The organism is Halobellus sp. GM3, from assembly GCF_052545375.1.
This window is the reverse complement of the sequence record NZ_JBQWLT010000011.1, coordinates 15,078-28,346: the sequence shown is the minus strand read 5'-3', so window position 1 is coordinate 28,346 and position 13,269 is coordinate 15,078. Positions and strand designations below refer to the sequence as shown.

Here is a 13,269-nt window from a genome sequence, read left to right as displayed (position 1 = left end):
CACCGAGGCCGCTCAGATGATGCCGCCGATGACGAGGAGTCCGACGACAAGCAGCAGCGTCGCGACCACGCTCCCCCCGGCCAGCCACTTGTTCTCCATCGCCTTCTCGTGGAGCGGCATCTCGGCGTACTCCTCGCGGAACGCCTCGAGGTTCTGGTCGTCGTAGAAGTACTTCGTCTTCAGCGCGAACCGCTCGGTCACCGCACAGCCCGTACAGATCGGCTCGCCTTCCAGCCGCTCCGTTCTGATGTGACTGGAGCAGGCGATGGCCCCGCAGTTCGGACAGTAGGTGTACGTCTCGTCGCCGCCGCTCGTGTCACAGTGAACGCACTGATGGATGCCGTCCTCGGCGGTTACTCGTGACGGGCCTGCCGCGTAGTACTCGTAGGGATAGGTGTACTCCTGGATGTCGGTGGTGTGTCGTACCTCGGGAAGGCACACTGGTTCGATCGACTGGACGGAGATATCCGAGCGGTTCGGCTCGCAGGTTTTGTTGTACGTGACGTTGTTGTCGCCGGTGTAGGTGACCGTCGTCGTGTGGTGCTGCTGGAGGCGCTCGACGGCCCACTCTTTGTACTCGGTCTGCGTCTGGCCGAACCGCCGCTCCTCGACGTCGTCGAACACCTCTCCGAACTGCTCGGCGTCGAGATCGACCGTCGCGTGGAGGTTCTCGGTAACCAGCGTCCCGACGTCCTCATCGACGACCTGCGGCTGCCCGCGTTCAGCGTGTGCGACGAATCGGGTCCGGTCGTTGATCCGGTGGATGACGCCCACCGATGTCTCGAAGACCGCGTTCGTGTCCGCGGTGACCGCGACCACCGGGCGGAACGTCACCGATGAGTGTGGTTCTGGGAGAACGGCGGCTTCGATGTTCTCGATCTCGCGGAACGCCTCCACGACGGCCGCGTCGACGTCGGCGGCCGGGTCGTACGGGCGGAGCGTCTCGTCGCAGAGAATCTCGATGCGGCCGTTGTAGAGGTCGAGGCCGATCTCGTCGGCGATCTCCCGGAGGTCCTCGCCATCGAGCAGCTCGATAGGGTGTGGGTCGTCGTTCTGCTGGAGGCGGTCGGCGTACTCCTGAGCAGGGTTCGTGAACCGGCCGGTCGTGACGGCCATTCCGCGTTTCGGGCCGTCGAAGTCGAACGTCGCGATCGCCGAGTGAAGCTTCTGGACGACCGGCCGCCCGACTGTCCCCGTGTGCTTGCACTCGACGATGATCGCACGCCGGGTGCCGTCGACGACCTCCTCCATGATGACGTCGCGACCCTCGTCAGCCGTGCGGTCGGCCTGGCGGACGTTCTCGTAGCCGAGGTTCCGGAACACGTCCTCCATCACGTCCTCGAACTCGAACCCCGAGAGATCGTCCAGTACAGCCATCCTCAATTATGTGGACAGTACGTTGCAACTGCCAAATACGTTGCCGAACGCTACGCCGTCCTGTTTGTTGAACCCCTGAGAGGGGTGCGGGGGTCACCGAACCGCCCGCGAGCAACGAATGAACGGGAATGTACCTATGGCCAGTTCGGAATCGGTTCCAGTCGCATCGCCAGGTCAGGCTCACCGAGACGCAGTCGAATACGTCGGCTTCCGCGTCGACGGCCAAGCCGTCGTCCTGAACCTCTCGGAGCATCGGCGACTCTCCCTCGAGCGCAGTCTGGACCTCGTCAACCACAGTCCGAGCGGGTTCGAGTGGGGGTACAGTGGTAGCGGGCCCGCCCAGCTCGCGTGCGCGCTCCTCCTCGACTACTACGACGATGAGCAGTTCGCCCGTGAGCACTACATCGCGTTCCGGGATCAGGTGGTCTCACAGCTGGAGTGCGACGGTGCAGCGGCCTGCTGGCACCTCACTGGTGAGGAGATCGACGCCGCGATGGCGACCCTTACCGACGACGTCGTCGCCCTCGCCGACGGTGGACTGCCGTCACCGACGCTCCCCGAGAACTGGCGAGCCGTCTCCCGCCCTGATCGAAGAGTGTTCCAGCGCGCTGATCGCGACCACTACATCGTACTCGGAGATGGAAGCGACGAGTGGCTGGTCGTGCTCTGCAGCCAGGGCGACCGTGCATATCCTGCCCCGCTCGCACATCGGGTGGTTACCGAGGAGGCTGACGTAGAACGGGTGATCCAGGAACTCGCAGAAGAGAGCAACAACCTCATCGAGCCCCCAGAGGGGGAGCACTGATGGAGACGCTTCGACTGGCGCGAGCCACCCACCAGCTCCTCGAACGTGGTGTCGAGGCGCTCGAGAAAATCGGGCGTGAACTGGAGCGATACAACGACCGACAGGAGCGCACCGACGACACCGACTCGTGACCGAAACTCACTCTCTAGACCAAATACGGAGTACCGGCTTCCAGTATACGCCTACCCCCGAGGAGTGCTCGTGTCCCATCCATCGGGAGGGGCAGCCGGTCACGGCGCCGCTCGGTTTGCGGTTCGCAGAGCGCGTCCATATCGAAGCGATCCCGCGCCACGTCGCCGGCGCGATCTACGAAGCACATCACTCCTATATGGACGATGTCCCCCGGACGAATCTCGTCCATCACGGACTCTGTTACCAGGACCAGCTACTAGGTGCGATTACGTGGCGCTATCCGCTGATTCGCTCGCTGGAGTACGACGGAACGCGATTCGAGGGTGACGAAATCGTCGAGGCAGCACGGATTTGCATCGGCGTCGATTTCCCCAATCTCGCCTCTGCCGCCCTCGCCCGGTCGATGGAACGGTTCGTGCGTCGGCACGGTCGGCGACGAGGCGTTCGGCTCCTGCTGACGTTCGTGCGAGCCGACTTCGACGGCTCGATGATCAAAGCGCTCAGAGACAAGGGCTGGCACTGTGCCGGTAAAACGGACCCCGGCCAAGCGGGAAATCGCCCCGATAAGCAGATCCGAGAGCAGCCAAAGTGGCGGTTTCTCTGCGAGATCCCAGCTGAGTCCGACCGGGAACAGGCCTCACTCGGGAGGTGGTCCCCGTGATCACGAATGCCAGTCTCGATGAATTCGTAGCGGAGACTGATTCGGACAGCCAGACAGATGACGACCCATCGGTCGTCGACCAGCTGTTGAAACCGGTATCGCCGTCGCTCGGACTGCAGCTCGTCCCCGGCAGGGGTGACCCAATATACCTCCAAAACAGGGGGACCGAACGCTACCTGTTCCGAGATGACCACGAGCGATGGCTCATCCTCCAGCCCTCAGCCAAGAAATCGGTCGACGACTTCGTTCGCTGGGTGTATCTCCCCGAGGACAAGCCAACCGAGGTCGCCCGAACAGCGATGGGGCAACGGACGGTTCTCGGCTACAGGTACGTTACGCGGAGCGAGGCCCCCGAGCCGGTGGAGACGACGGTGACAGCGATGTTCGTCAGCGAACCTTGGCCCGATGCCACCTACGAGTGTGGATCCTGTAGTAGAGAGTTCGACTCACCGCATAGTCACGCTCGGCATTGCTGGGAAGCACACCCCTGGATTCCAAATCCTGGGCAGGTCCGGGTACGGAGAGACGAATCTGAGTAGTTCCGACATCTGATCCGAGCCGCGGACTGGACCTGGATTAACCAACACTCCTCGCCGTTCAGAGACGGGTGTTGGTTAACGTGGTGTTGTTTTTGCGCCCGGGAGAGGGGCGCAGGGCGCGAGACGATGCAGTCGCACGTCGACGAGGATTCCTCAAGTGAGGTGACTGAGATGAAAGATCCAGAGTCCAGAACCATCTTCGCTGGCGTCGATGGGCGTACCGACACCGAACTACCAGAGTGGTACCGAGAGCGTCACGGGAATGCAGACCCCGTGACCTTCGCCGAGGCGGTCCGTGATCTTCCGCAGGCCGTCGAGACGACCGTGGCGTACCAGAATCCCTACACCGACGAGTGGGTCGAAACGGAGCGGTTCAACGCGCTCGTCGAGCCGAGTCGAGCTCGGGGGCAGGTTCGAGATGAGGACGCAGAGACGGACCCATTGTTCCATATCCCGACTGACTCGTACTCGATCATCAACCCTGTCGACGTGTACGGGCCGCTGGAGGAGGTCCTCCGCGAGGAGACCATCGACGGGGCGCCGCTGGGTGACGTGATGTTCGGCGAGATCCGGCGCTACCGGGGCGGCGGCGAGGTCCATATGGACATCATGTTCGATGGCCTCGAGGTGCGTCTTCCCGGTCGGTCGGACCCGATCACGATGGGCGTCACGTCGGGCTACGACTTCTTCGGCGAGCACGCCGTCTACGTGGAGGGGTTCGCCCAGGACGGCTACTGCTCGAACACGATGCGCTCGCTCACCGACAAGGAGGTCATCAAACACGTCGGCGACGTGCGGAACTTCCGGACCTGGTGGGAGGAACTCCTCGCACAGGTCGAACTCGTCGCCGACGACCTCTTCGGGTTCATCCGAGATGCTCAGGACATCGACCTCGACTTCTCGGAGCTCCCGTTCACCGTCACGGAGTTCTACACCCTGCTGGGCTTCCCGGACTACCTGGCCGAGCGTGCCGCCGGCGATGCAGAAGCCAATACGGCGTCCCCCTTCGAGATCGATATGTGGACGCTGCATTCCGGCGCGACGTACGCCCTCACCCACTTCTTCCAAGGGAAAGAGGGGGCATCCCTCGATCAGTACGTCCGCATCGCCAACGACATTCTGTTCAACCCGGAAGGCACGATCGAGCGCGTCGAGCAGGCCTACGAGCAGCAGCTAGAGGCGGACGGGGACGATGGGTCACAGGCCTCGCTGGCCGGCGAACGAGCGCTGGCGAGCATCGAGCGCGTCAGCGACGACCTGCAGGAGAAAGTCGAGCAGTTCGAAGAACGCGAGGACGCGCTGCGCGAGCGGTTCCAAGAGGCGATGGGCTAAGAGCAGTCGGAGAGAAGATTCGCCAGGCGTGCTTCCGTTCTAGCGGCTGGAATCCACTGCTGACAGTATTAAGTGAGTAGGGGCGTACCCAGAGACCATGTCTATTGAGCATAATCCGACTCTCGACGCGCGAGAGCCACAGCAGGGGGATATAGAGACTTTTGAAGAGTTGGAGTCTGGTGACTCGGTCAAATTCTTTGAATGGCCCGTCGAGCCGTTGACCGTGATCGGCTGGGAAGAAGACGATAATGTCGGGAAGCGAGTACGAGTTGAAGCAGAAGGCGGCGAGTCGTTTCTCTACCAGGTAGACGGCCACCTCTGGCATTACGTCCCTGAGGACGAGTTCGCCGGCGAGAATAACCCATACCCTGTTCAGAACCTCGTTTTGCTCGAATCCTCGGAAGCCTGATTGGGCTTCGAGACAGCGCGAATCCTGTCGTGAAGGCCTCTATTTTGGTGGTCCCATTCGCAGTGGGTGCACCTTCCCAAGATCTACTGCTTCAATTCTCTGCTGTTGCTCGTGCCCTCGAAAGGTGGAGGCATCCGTTATGGGTACTTCTACAGACGACTCAGAGGCGTCAGACGAATTTCCGCCTGAAAAGCGGCTTGAAGCACCGAACACGCGCCTGATCAAGGCAGGGATCGAGACGATTCCGGATATGGAAACCCTCCAGGAGTGCGTTGCCTACGAGAACGCCCACCAGAATCGAACGCAGATTCTGCGCCAGCTCAAATGGAAGGCCGAAGAGCTACGTGAGGGCGAAGAGTAAGTTCTGTTCTTAACCAACACATTCCGCGTGGGTTCCCTTATTGTTGGTTAACTGCCTGAGTCTCGGTTTTTCGGGCCCCTGAATGGGTGCGGGGCAGCCAGCAGCGGCCTCGCGAGCCTAATCATGTCCCTCGAGCTGAGCTCCAGCGCCAGCACCGCCCGCGAAATCGCCGCCGCCAGACAGGCAGACTACGTGGCGTTTCTGCATCGAGCCCCGTTTGTCGTCGACGCTGTCGACCTCGGCTTCCTTCCCGGCTTTCGCGAGGACTGTGGGTACCAGGAGGCGCAGTATCAGAACCTTAGCCTCCCCGTTGGGATGCTCGACAACGATTTCCGGAATCCCGATCTGGAGCGGTTCGTCGACCGTTTCTTCGAGTACGAACCTCAGGTCGGGGTCATCGGGGACGTCGACGAAATCGACGACATCGACGCCCACGTCGCTGCTGCTCGTGAGATCCAAGCGAGCTATCCAGAGGCCGAGATCATCGTCGTTCCGAAGTCGCGGGCGGTGATCGACGCGATTCCCGAGACCCTCGTCCTCGGGTATTCACGGGGATACGCCGACCGCCTGGCCCACGAGTTCTCTGACCCTGCCGATTGGAGAGGTCGGCGCGTCCACATCCTCGGCGGGAGTCCGCCCAAGCAGCTCGATGCCATTCGACAGCTGACCAGACCGACACTCACGGACGAGCCACCAGCCGACATCGTCGGCGTCGACTGGAACGGGCTGCATCGCGGCGCGCAGTTCGGTGAGTTCTGGACGGCCGACGGCTGGGACGACAGCGGTCGCGACGCCGACCACGTCACCGTGCGAAAGACGGTGCGCCACAGCCTCGCTCGCGTCCGTGAGTTTTGGAGGACCCACGGAATCTGGCCCGAAACGACACCGCAAGACGAGGGGCTCGACATCGAGTACGAGGGTCCGAGTCCTGCCGATCTCGAGGACGCTGTCTGTACCGAGTGCGGGACGAACGTCTGGCGAACTCGCCGCGGCCCGTACGTGGCCGAATACGATACCGGCGCTATCTGTGGATACTGCAGCTACGAGTGCTACTTCAGCCACCGTCATCGAAACAACCTTGAGGAGATCGCCGGCGAACAGAGCGTCTACCTCCCGCCGGCGTGACTTCGCGACCTGTTTTTCGTGCCCCCAGAGAGGGCGAGGGCTCCTTCGAAAGCTCTCAGAGGTGACTTCCAGTGAGTCAACAACAGAGTCCCGACAACGTCTCGGTCGACGATATTCCCGTCGATATCGACAACACGCAATCAGCGGAGGTCGATCCCGCCGACGTCCCCGACGAAATCGAATCCATCACCCGTGGGCTCGCCGGTGAGCAGCCGCCGACGAATCCCATAGTGGTTCTCAAGGCGGCCCGGTGGTGGTACATTCACGGCAAGGGCGGCACGGATCCCGCCTTCCAGTGGGCCATCGAGTGGGCGCGTCATCTTGCGACCGACACGCCCAGTGACGTCGAGCGGTTCGACGAGTTCCTCGAGTACCTCGTCACGGTTGGCTTTGCGGACGAACGCCACGAGCTCCGCTGACCGACAGAGCGGTTTTTGAACGCCCCTGAGGGGTGCGGCGCGGTCTAAACAGACGCAGTCGCCGTGAACTCGATTCGGTGAACACGATGTCCACGACCAGAGACTCGTCGGTCTCCTTCGACCAGACCGACACGCGATCAGACGAGATGAACAGTACGATCGAACAGTGGATCGACGACCTCGTCGCCGGCGTCGACGACGCGCAGGCCAGCGAAGAGTTCCAAGAGTGGCTCGATGTCCAGAGTCGTTTCCACGACTACTCCTACCGGAACGCGCTCCTCATCAAGCGACAGTGTCCCGAGGCGAGCCGGGTGGCGGGCTATCGGACGTGGCAGGAGGAGTTCGACCGTCACGTCAAGGAGGGTGAGTCGGCCATCTGGATCTGGGCGCCGATCATAACCACGCAGTGCCCGGAGTGCGAGAATTCGCCGAGCTACCACGAGGACAGTGACTGTGACTACGACGAGACGCCGCCCGAGGAGTGGTCCGAGGGCCTGGTGGGGTTCAAGCCCGCGCCGGTGTTCGATGTCTCCCAGACCGAGGGCGAGCCGCTTCCCGACCTGGACACAGAAGCGACCGGGGACGCCGGCGACCTCGTCGAACAGTTGACTGCCGCCGCTGACGACCTCGGCGTGACGGTGCGGATCGTTCCAGCCGAGGAGTGGACCCACGGCGAGGCGAAGGGCATCTGCGAACAGCTGAGCCTCGTCGACGTCCAGCCGCTCGTCGAGGTGCGTGATCGGGAGAACGAGGCCGACCTTGCGCGGACGCTGGTTCACGAGTACGCCCACGCCCTGCTCCACTTCGATGTCGACGACGACACCGAGCGGGCGAAACGCGAAGTCGAGGCCGAAGCCGTCGCGTACGTCGTCGGGCGCTACTGTGGGTTGGACACCAGCGGGTCGGCGTTCTACCTCGCTGCGTGGGAGTCGGACGATTCCGAGGTCGTTCGCGAGCGCCTCGGCCGGATTAGTCGAACGGCAGAAAAACTCATCGACGTGCTTGAGAGCGAATCCTCGTCCCAACCTGGTTAACCAACAGAGTGATGGATCCCTCCCGCTCTGTTGGTTAAGTTTTTCAGCGCCCGCGGAGGGGCGGAGGCGCGTTCTGACCTCCGTCGAATGATGACTGAACCCTATCTCACGACGGTTCTTTGGGAAGCCGAGCACGTTGCCGAGCAGCACGACCAGGTCGCTCGAACGACAGACAACCAAGCCCACGAGTACCTCCGATACGCCGTCCTCCGAGTGCTTGAAGGCGAGTCGGACCACCTCCCAGCAGACTGGACGCCGATCGACGGCGTGACCGTCGGCTACGGGAGCGACGACGCGATGTACGACAGCTGGGGCTCCAGCGAAGACTGGTGGGAGACCGTCCCGCCGCAGGAGGCGTGTACCCGCTTCCGGGTATTCTTCCCGGATGAACACCAGACGGTTCCCCGTGACATCGTCGACGTGATGGCCGCGCTTGGGGCCTGGCGCGTCTGGACTGGGTGCGCAGCGGCGTGCGGCTCCTACGACCATCGCGAGCGCCGCGAGGTCCACTACCTGTGGCCGGAAGGCCATCCGGTGGAGGAAGTGCTCCACGAGCGGCTCAGTGGCCCTGCGGAAGCCGTCGCTCCGGACGGGGGTCGAACGGGCGACGTTCGCGACCGGCTGGTCGTCGACGAGAACGCACAGTCGCAGGACGATCTCGAGCCCCGCACGAGGCGTGCCGTCGGCGAAGCGATGGACGTTTCGCTCCTCTCGAAAGGTGGCCGTTACGAGGTACAGTCCGCGTCCGGGAACCGGTACGAAGTCGACGTCATCGACGAATCGTGTACCTGTCCCGACTGGCAGCAGCGCTCACCCGAGGGCGGCTGCAAGCACCTGCGTCGCGTCGATCACGAGATCAAACGGGGCCGCGTGCCCCGACCAGACGGCCGCCTTCCTTCCACGTAGGGTAACGATTGAGCTACTCCACGGGACGGACTGTGTCGCCATCTCGTTGGACCCGGTCGAACGTTGAGAGATACGCGATCCGGTCGTGAATTTCGTCGGTATCCAGCTCCAGTTCGGCGGCCAGTTCGTCGACGGCCATCGGCTCGTCGAGTGCCTGGAGGACTTCGAGCCCCCGGTAGTACCTATTCGTGAGCTCCTGGACGTGGGCCTCGATGGGCGTGGTCACTCCGTATCGCTCCTCGAGTTCGACCAACGCCTCGTTCGCGAACGTGGCGAACTGATCGTCCCCCAGGCGTTCGATCTGGGCTTCGAGTTCTTCACCGACGACATCGTAATCGAGGCCGACCTGCACGAGCATATTCATGTCCTCGATGTCGTCGTCGCGGCCTGCGATCGCCTTGAACAGGAAGATATCCTCGTTGCTGACCAGCCGGACCGTCAGTCGATCCGTGTCGAGGAACGGCTCGCTGCGCTCTTGCATCCCGTCGGTGAGCACGAGCTTGTTCGCGACCTGCTGGTTGAAGATGTCGAGGCGACACCCGTCGTCGTTCTCGACGCAGCTCGTCGCCCCCAGCGCCCGGTAATCTGGATCCAGCGACTGGACCTCCGCATACCCGAGGTCCATCAGGACGGCCCACAGCTGGCCGTACGCGTCGCCATCTGGGACGACCAGGTCGATATCTTTCGTCGCCCCCTTGAGGTCGCGCAGCGACATCGCGCCACCACCGATCAGGTAGACCGTGAGCGGTTCAGATAGCCCGTTCCCGATTCGCTGGAATTCGTTCTCGATGTACTCGCGTCCGAATGTGGGTCTCATTGTGGTAGTGGCACCTCGTAGTCAGCCGCCAGCTCCTGAAACTCGTCCCACTCCGGGAGCCGGTCGTCGTCGACCTCGCCGTGCGTCTCGAGGTAGCGGAGCAGGGCGTCGATTTCGTCTTCGAGACCATACTTCGTTCCCTGCTCTCGGAGGTCCGCCTCGTCGACGTCGACGTGGCTGAGCAGGAGGAGACAGTACGAACGGTGGCGGCTGCCGTCGTCGATGAGCAGCGTGTGACAGCAGAGCTCCGCCGGCGAGACTGCGTCGAGGTCTTCGGAGTAGACGTAGTAGCGGTGGCCGGTGAGCAGGAACTGAAGGTCGAAGGCCGTGAATCGAGCGAGGCCGGTTTCGTGGAATCCCTCTGCCTCGATCTCCGTCTCAGCCTGGGCGAGGAATTCGTCGTAGTCCTCCCAGAGAATCGTGCCCTTCGGGGCGACGGCTTCGAGGCGCTGGCGATGTAGATGGTGTGCGAGTTCACGGGCGAACTCGTGGAGGCGGTCGAAGTCGGCGTTGAACTCGTAGTGGCCGTCGACGGTCCCGACAAGCCCACGGTCGCGAAACCGCTTGAGGACCCGGTTGACCGTGTTGCGGTAGTTGTCGCTCCGGTCGGCGATCTCGGAGACGGTTCGCGGCTGGTCGAGGTAGTACAGCACCTCGAGTGCCTTGCCGGTCAGCAGCTCGGGGAACTCGATGTGGGAGTGCTGGCGGACGAGGTCCTGATAGAGTTCGACGGCACGAGCATCCGACGGGACGACTCGTTTTCGCCGCCCGTCGCGTTCCGTGTAGACGAGCCCCTTCTCGACGAGGTCGGCGACAGCACGAGAGAGGTAACTCTCGCTGTGGTCGAGCTTCGTCGCGAGCTCAGAGATCGTGTCGCCGCGGTCGACCGTGGCGAGGACCTCCAGTTCGATGCGCCGGAGCACGGTGTAACATAGTACGAAACTTGTATATAAAGGAGTTTCGAGTAGTGTTACAGTCAGCAGGCACGAGAGTCGTCTCCATCGTCTTAACCAACAAAACTATGGGCTCGTGGGTCGTGTTGGTTAACACGAGAGTAGTCGATGTCCTACGAACCCCCGACCCCCCCGGCGAACCTCCCGACGGAGATCGTCAACACGCTCAACGAGTCGGATCCGGAGCAGCTCCGAGATGTTGCGACGTACGCTGAAGCGCTCGCCGAGCACAAGGAACGGGAGGCCCGTCTCGAGGAGTCGGCAGATCAAGAAGAGGTCGAAGAGCGACCAGACGATCTTCCGGACGACGTCCCGGCCAAAGCAACGATCACGATCAAGGAGATCAACGACAATCGCTACTACTACTGGCAGTGGCGGGAGGGAGAGAAGATTCGTTCTCAGTACAAGGGCCCAGTCAACCCGGACGAGTAAAACCCGGTGAGGGAGGACACCCACCCCACGTTTCCGTCGTAACTGGATGTTGGTGGAGGGGGTGACGCTGATTTCGAAGGGACCACACCCCCCACGTTTCCGTCGTTTCTCCACGACGGCGTAGGGAGAGGCTACGATAGTGCTATGCAGCCACTAATTCTGTTGACCTAGAACCAATCTAGAGATGAACTAACTTCTGCAACACATAGATTAAAGTAGTATAGCTGAGAAACGCTCATTAAGTGAACTTCGACCAACGAGGGGCGAAGACTTCGCCCCCTCAGATGAAACGATCCTTTCCAGCTGCTTCTGTAGACGGCCAGTATTGGATGGCTAGGCCGCTCTCGTCTTTGGTATCTCGTCGTGGATGTCTTCTTCGAGTCCCCTCCCCACCTGTTCGGTGATTACGACGGAAACGTGGGGTGTGTGGGTTCGGGATTCGACATCGAGGCGATGCTTCCGTCTACGGGTTTCCTCTCTCACGTCGGAAACGCGGCTATATTGTCAGCAATCCAATTCCACCGAATGACGGCATTTTCCGGCTGATATCGGACAAGGAACGTCGGAAACGTGGGGTGGCGTTCTCCACTAGATTTATACTCCCCCCGCTCACACCGTGTGATATTCAATGACGCCCGACTCTTCACCCAGTTCTGTCGACGATCCACTCTTTGAATCCGGGCATCGCATCTTCGCGAACAAGGATCTCCTGAAAATCGGCCACGTGCCGGAGGCTGACCGGATTGTCGGTCGCGACGAGGAAATCTCAAAGCTCGCGAAACGTCTCAACGGTGCTGTCCACGGGTACTCCCCGGAAAACGTGATGATCTACGGGAAAACTGGGACCGGTAAATCTCTCGTTTCAAAACACGTCTGCCAGCGAGCTCAAAATGCCGCTCAGGATGGCGTCGAGATTGGAACAGCGTATATCGACTGTGCTGAAGACAACACGGAGACTCAGGCGATCTCCTCACTGGCCGCGAAGCTGAACGATGAATCTTCGACTGGAATCTCCGTCCCCCATACCGGCCTCAGTACGTCGAAATACTACAAACTCCTCTGGAAGACGCTCGACGCTCAATTCGATTCTGTGATCATCATCCTCGACGAGATCGATCTGATGAACGACGACAGCGTGTTGATGAAGCTCTCGCGCGCTGAGGAGGCGGGGAAAATCGACTGTAGCGTCGGTGTCATCGCGATCAGCAACAAGATCCAGTACGTCGACAACGTGAACGAGCGCGTGAAAAGCAGCTTCCAGCACAAGGAGCTGTTCTTCAAGCCATACGACGCCAACCAGCTTCGGGAGATCATGTTCAACCGCGAGGACGCCTTCCAGGACGGCGTCCTTTCCGAGGACGTGATTCCGCTCTCGGCGGCCTTCGCCGCGCAGGAACACGGCGATGCTCGGAAGGCGATCGACATTCTTCGTCACGCCGGGGAGGTCGCCTACGAGGCCGGGGCAGAGCAAGTGACGGAGGAACACGTCCGCCAGGCACAGCAGCACGCCGAAAAGGACCGGTTCAGAGAACTCGTGAACGGCGCACCCACGCAGGCGAAGGCGGCGTTGCTGGCGCTCACGGAACTGAGTGTCAACAGTAACGACGATGCGTTCCTCACGAGTCGGGTGTACGACCAGTACGAACGCATCTGCAACCATCTCGATATGGATATCCTCTCAGTCCGTCGGTTCCGCGACATCCTGAAAGAGCAGGCCTTCCTCGGGGTTGTCGAAATCGAGAAGATCAACAAGGGGAGTGCGGGGGGCATCCACCTCCAGAATCGACTCATCGAAGATCCCCAGGTCGTCCGCGAAACGATCCTCGAGGACAGCCGGATGCAGGACTGGACTCGCGAGTAGTGACCCCCTACTACTGAGTGGGTGCGGACGACGGAAATTTGGGGTGGGGCGTGAGGAAACGACGGAAACGAGGGGGGTCGAAAATTACGTCGGAAACGTGGGGTTG

General features: G+C 61.6%; 16 protein-coding genes. 13 read left to right on the top strand and 3 right to left on the bottom strand.

Translation table 11 applies throughout. The features are described 5' to 3' along the window. Positions 1-12: 12 nt before the first annotated feature. Positions 13-1,377 (bottom strand): restriction endonuclease, encoded by a 1,365-nt coding sequence (locus ACT3HL_RS15105; RefSeq protein ID WP_445087603.1) that lies wholly within the window; start codon positions 1,375-1,377, stop codon positions 13-15. Between the two features lie 136 nt (positions 1,378-1,513). Here ACT3HL_RS15105 and ACT3HL_RS15100 point away from each other — a divergent pair, with 136 nt between their 5' ends. From ACT3HL_RS15100 to ACT3HL_RS15050, 11 genes are all read left to right on the top strand, one after another. Next, a complete protein-coding gene (locus ACT3HL_RS15100; RefSeq protein ID WP_445087602.1) occupies positions 1,514-2,182 on the top strand; it encodes a DUF6166 domain-containing protein in 669 nt (222 codons plus the stop codon). After that, positions 2,182-2,313 carry a hypothetical protein gene (locus tag ACT3HL_RS15095; RefSeq protein ID WP_008458061.1) on the top strand — a complete coding sequence of 44 codons (132 nt, stop codon included), beginning with the start codon at positions 2,182-2,184 and terminating at the stop codon, positions 2,311-2,313. The genes ACT3HL_RS15100 and ACT3HL_RS15095 overlap by 1 nt, the downstream gene beginning before the upstream one ends. A gap of 116 nt (positions 2,314-2,429) precedes the next feature. After that, entirely contained in the window at positions 2,430-2,975 is a 546-nt protein-coding gene (locus ACT3HL_RS15090; protein ID WP_445087601.1) for a hypothetical protein, read from the top strand. Then, complete coding sequence (locus tag ACT3HL_RS15085; RefSeq protein WP_445087600.1) at positions 2,972-3,514, top strand: hypothetical protein; 543 nt, start codon at positions 2,972-2,974, stop codon at positions 3,512-3,514. The genes ACT3HL_RS15090 and ACT3HL_RS15085 overlap by 4 nt, the downstream gene beginning before the upstream one ends. Before the next feature lie 171 nt (positions 3,515-3,685). Further along, positions 3,686-4,846 (top strand): hypothetical protein, encoded by a 1,161-nt coding sequence (locus ACT3HL_RS15080; protein WP_445087599.1) that lies wholly within the window; start codon positions 3,686-3,688, stop codon positions 4,844-4,846. A gap of 97 nt (positions 4,847-4,943) precedes the next feature. Beyond that, entirely contained in the window at positions 4,944-5,255 is a 312-nt protein-coding gene (locus ACT3HL_RS15075; protein ID WP_074879702.1) for a hypothetical protein, read from the top strand. Between the two features lie 139 nt (positions 5,256-5,394). Then, complete coding sequence (locus tag ACT3HL_RS15070; protein WP_445087598.1) at positions 5,395-5,616, top strand: hypothetical protein; 222 nt, start codon at positions 5,395-5,397, stop codon at positions 5,614-5,616. Positions 5,617-5,739: 123 nt separating this feature from the next. Then, complete coding sequence (locus tag ACT3HL_RS15065) at positions 5,740-6,741, top strand: DUF6610 family protein (RefSeq protein WP_445087597.1); 1,002 nt, start codon at positions 5,740-5,742, stop codon at positions 6,739-6,741. Between the two features lie 71 nt (positions 6,742-6,812). After that, the gene (locus ACT3HL_RS15060; RefSeq protein WP_058365422.1) at positions 6,813-7,160 is read left to right on the top strand and encodes a hypothetical protein; all 348 of its coding nucleotides are present in this window, start codon (positions 6,813-6,815) and stop codon (positions 7,158-7,160) included. Positions 7,161-7,246: 86 nt separating this feature from the next. Beyond that, a complete protein-coding gene (locus ACT3HL_RS15055; protein ID WP_445087596.1) occupies positions 7,247-8,194 on the top strand; it encodes an ArdC-like ssDNA-binding domain-containing protein in 948 nt (315 codons plus the stop codon). A gap of 90 nt (positions 8,195-8,284) precedes the next feature. Further along, entirely contained in the window at positions 8,285-9,100 is an 816-nt protein-coding gene (locus tag ACT3HL_RS15050; RefSeq protein WP_445087595.1) for a hypothetical protein, read from the top strand. 13 nt (positions 9,101-9,113) lie between these two features. Here the strand turns inward: ACT3HL_RS15050 and ACT3HL_RS15045 are convergent, their stop codons facing one another. Next, entirely contained in the window at positions 9,114-9,917 is an 804-nt protein-coding gene (locus tag ACT3HL_RS15045; RefSeq protein ID WP_445087594.1) for a DUF6036 family nucleotidyltransferase, read from the bottom strand. Next, on the bottom strand, positions 9,914-10,840 hold the full coding sequence (locus ACT3HL_RS15040) for a MarR family transcriptional regulator (RefSeq protein WP_445087593.1): 927 nt from the start codon (positions 10,838-10,840) through the stop codon (positions 9,914-9,916). Before ACT3HL_RS15040 ends, ACT3HL_RS15045 begins: the two co-directional genes overlap by 4 nt. A 138-nt stretch (positions 10,841-10,978) precedes the next feature. On the opposite strand from ACT3HL_RS15040, the gene ACT3HL_RS15035 reads away from it, so the two are divergent. Further along, complete coding sequence (locus ACT3HL_RS15035) at positions 10,979-11,302, top strand: hypothetical protein (protein WP_092893735.1); 324 nt, start codon at positions 10,979-10,981, stop codon at positions 11,300-11,302. Positions 11,303-11,930: 628 nt separating this feature from the next. Continuing rightward, complete coding sequence (gene orc4 / locus ACT3HL_RS15030; RefSeq protein ID WP_049908454.1) at positions 11,931-13,163, top strand: DNA replication protein Orc4; 1,233 nt, start codon at positions 11,931-11,933, stop codon at positions 13,161-13,163. Positions 13,164-13,269 lie beyond the last annotated feature (106 nt).

Bases quoted from the DNA above. Each gene is read 5' to 3' on its own strand.
- orc4 (WP_049908454.1), top strand. From the start codon at position 11,931: ATGACGCCCGACTCTTCACCCAGTTCTGTCGACGATCCACTCTTTGAA.
- ACT3HL_RS15045 (WP_445087594.1), bottom strand. From the start codon at position 9,917: ATGAGACCCACATTCGGACGCGAGTACATCGAGAACGAATTCCAGCGA.
- ACT3HL_RS15065 (WP_445087597.1), top strand. From the start codon at position 5,740: ATGTCCCTCGAGCTGAGCTCCAGCGCCAGCACCGCCCGCGAAATCGCC.
- ACT3HL_RS15035 (WP_092893735.1), top strand. From the start codon at position 10,979: ATGTCCTACGAACCCCCGACCCCCCCGGCGAACCTCCCGACGGAGATC.
- ACT3HL_RS15095 (WP_008458061.1), top strand. From the start codon at position 2,182: ATGGAGACGCTTCGACTGGCGCGAGCCACCCACCAGCTCCTCGAACGT.
- ACT3HL_RS15070 (WP_445087598.1), top strand. From the start codon at position 5,395: ATGGGTACTTCTACAGACGACTCAGAGGCGTCAGACGAATTTCCGCCT.
- ACT3HL_RS15100 (WP_445087602.1), top strand. From the start codon at position 1,514: ATGGCCAGTTCGGAATCGGTTCCAGTCGCATCGCCAGGTCAGGCTCAC.
- ACT3HL_RS15080 (WP_445087599.1), top strand. From the start codon at position 3,686: ATGAAAGATCCAGAGTCCAGAACCATCTTCGCTGGCGTCGATGGGCGT.
- ACT3HL_RS15075 (WP_074879702.1), top strand. From the start codon at position 4,944: ATGTCTATTGAGCATAATCCGACTCTCGACGCGCGAGAGCCACAGCAG.
- ACT3HL_RS15105 (WP_445087603.1), bottom strand. From the start codon at position 1,377: ATGGCTGTACTGGACGATCTCTCGGGGTTCGAGTTCGAGGACGTGATG.
- ACT3HL_RS15055 (WP_445087596.1), top strand. From the start codon at position 7,247: ATGTCCACGACCAGAGACTCGTCGGTCTCCTTCGACCAGACCGACACG.
- ACT3HL_RS15050 (WP_445087595.1), top strand. From the start codon at position 8,285: ATGACTGAACCCTATCTCACGACGGTTCTTTGGGAAGCCGAGCACGTT.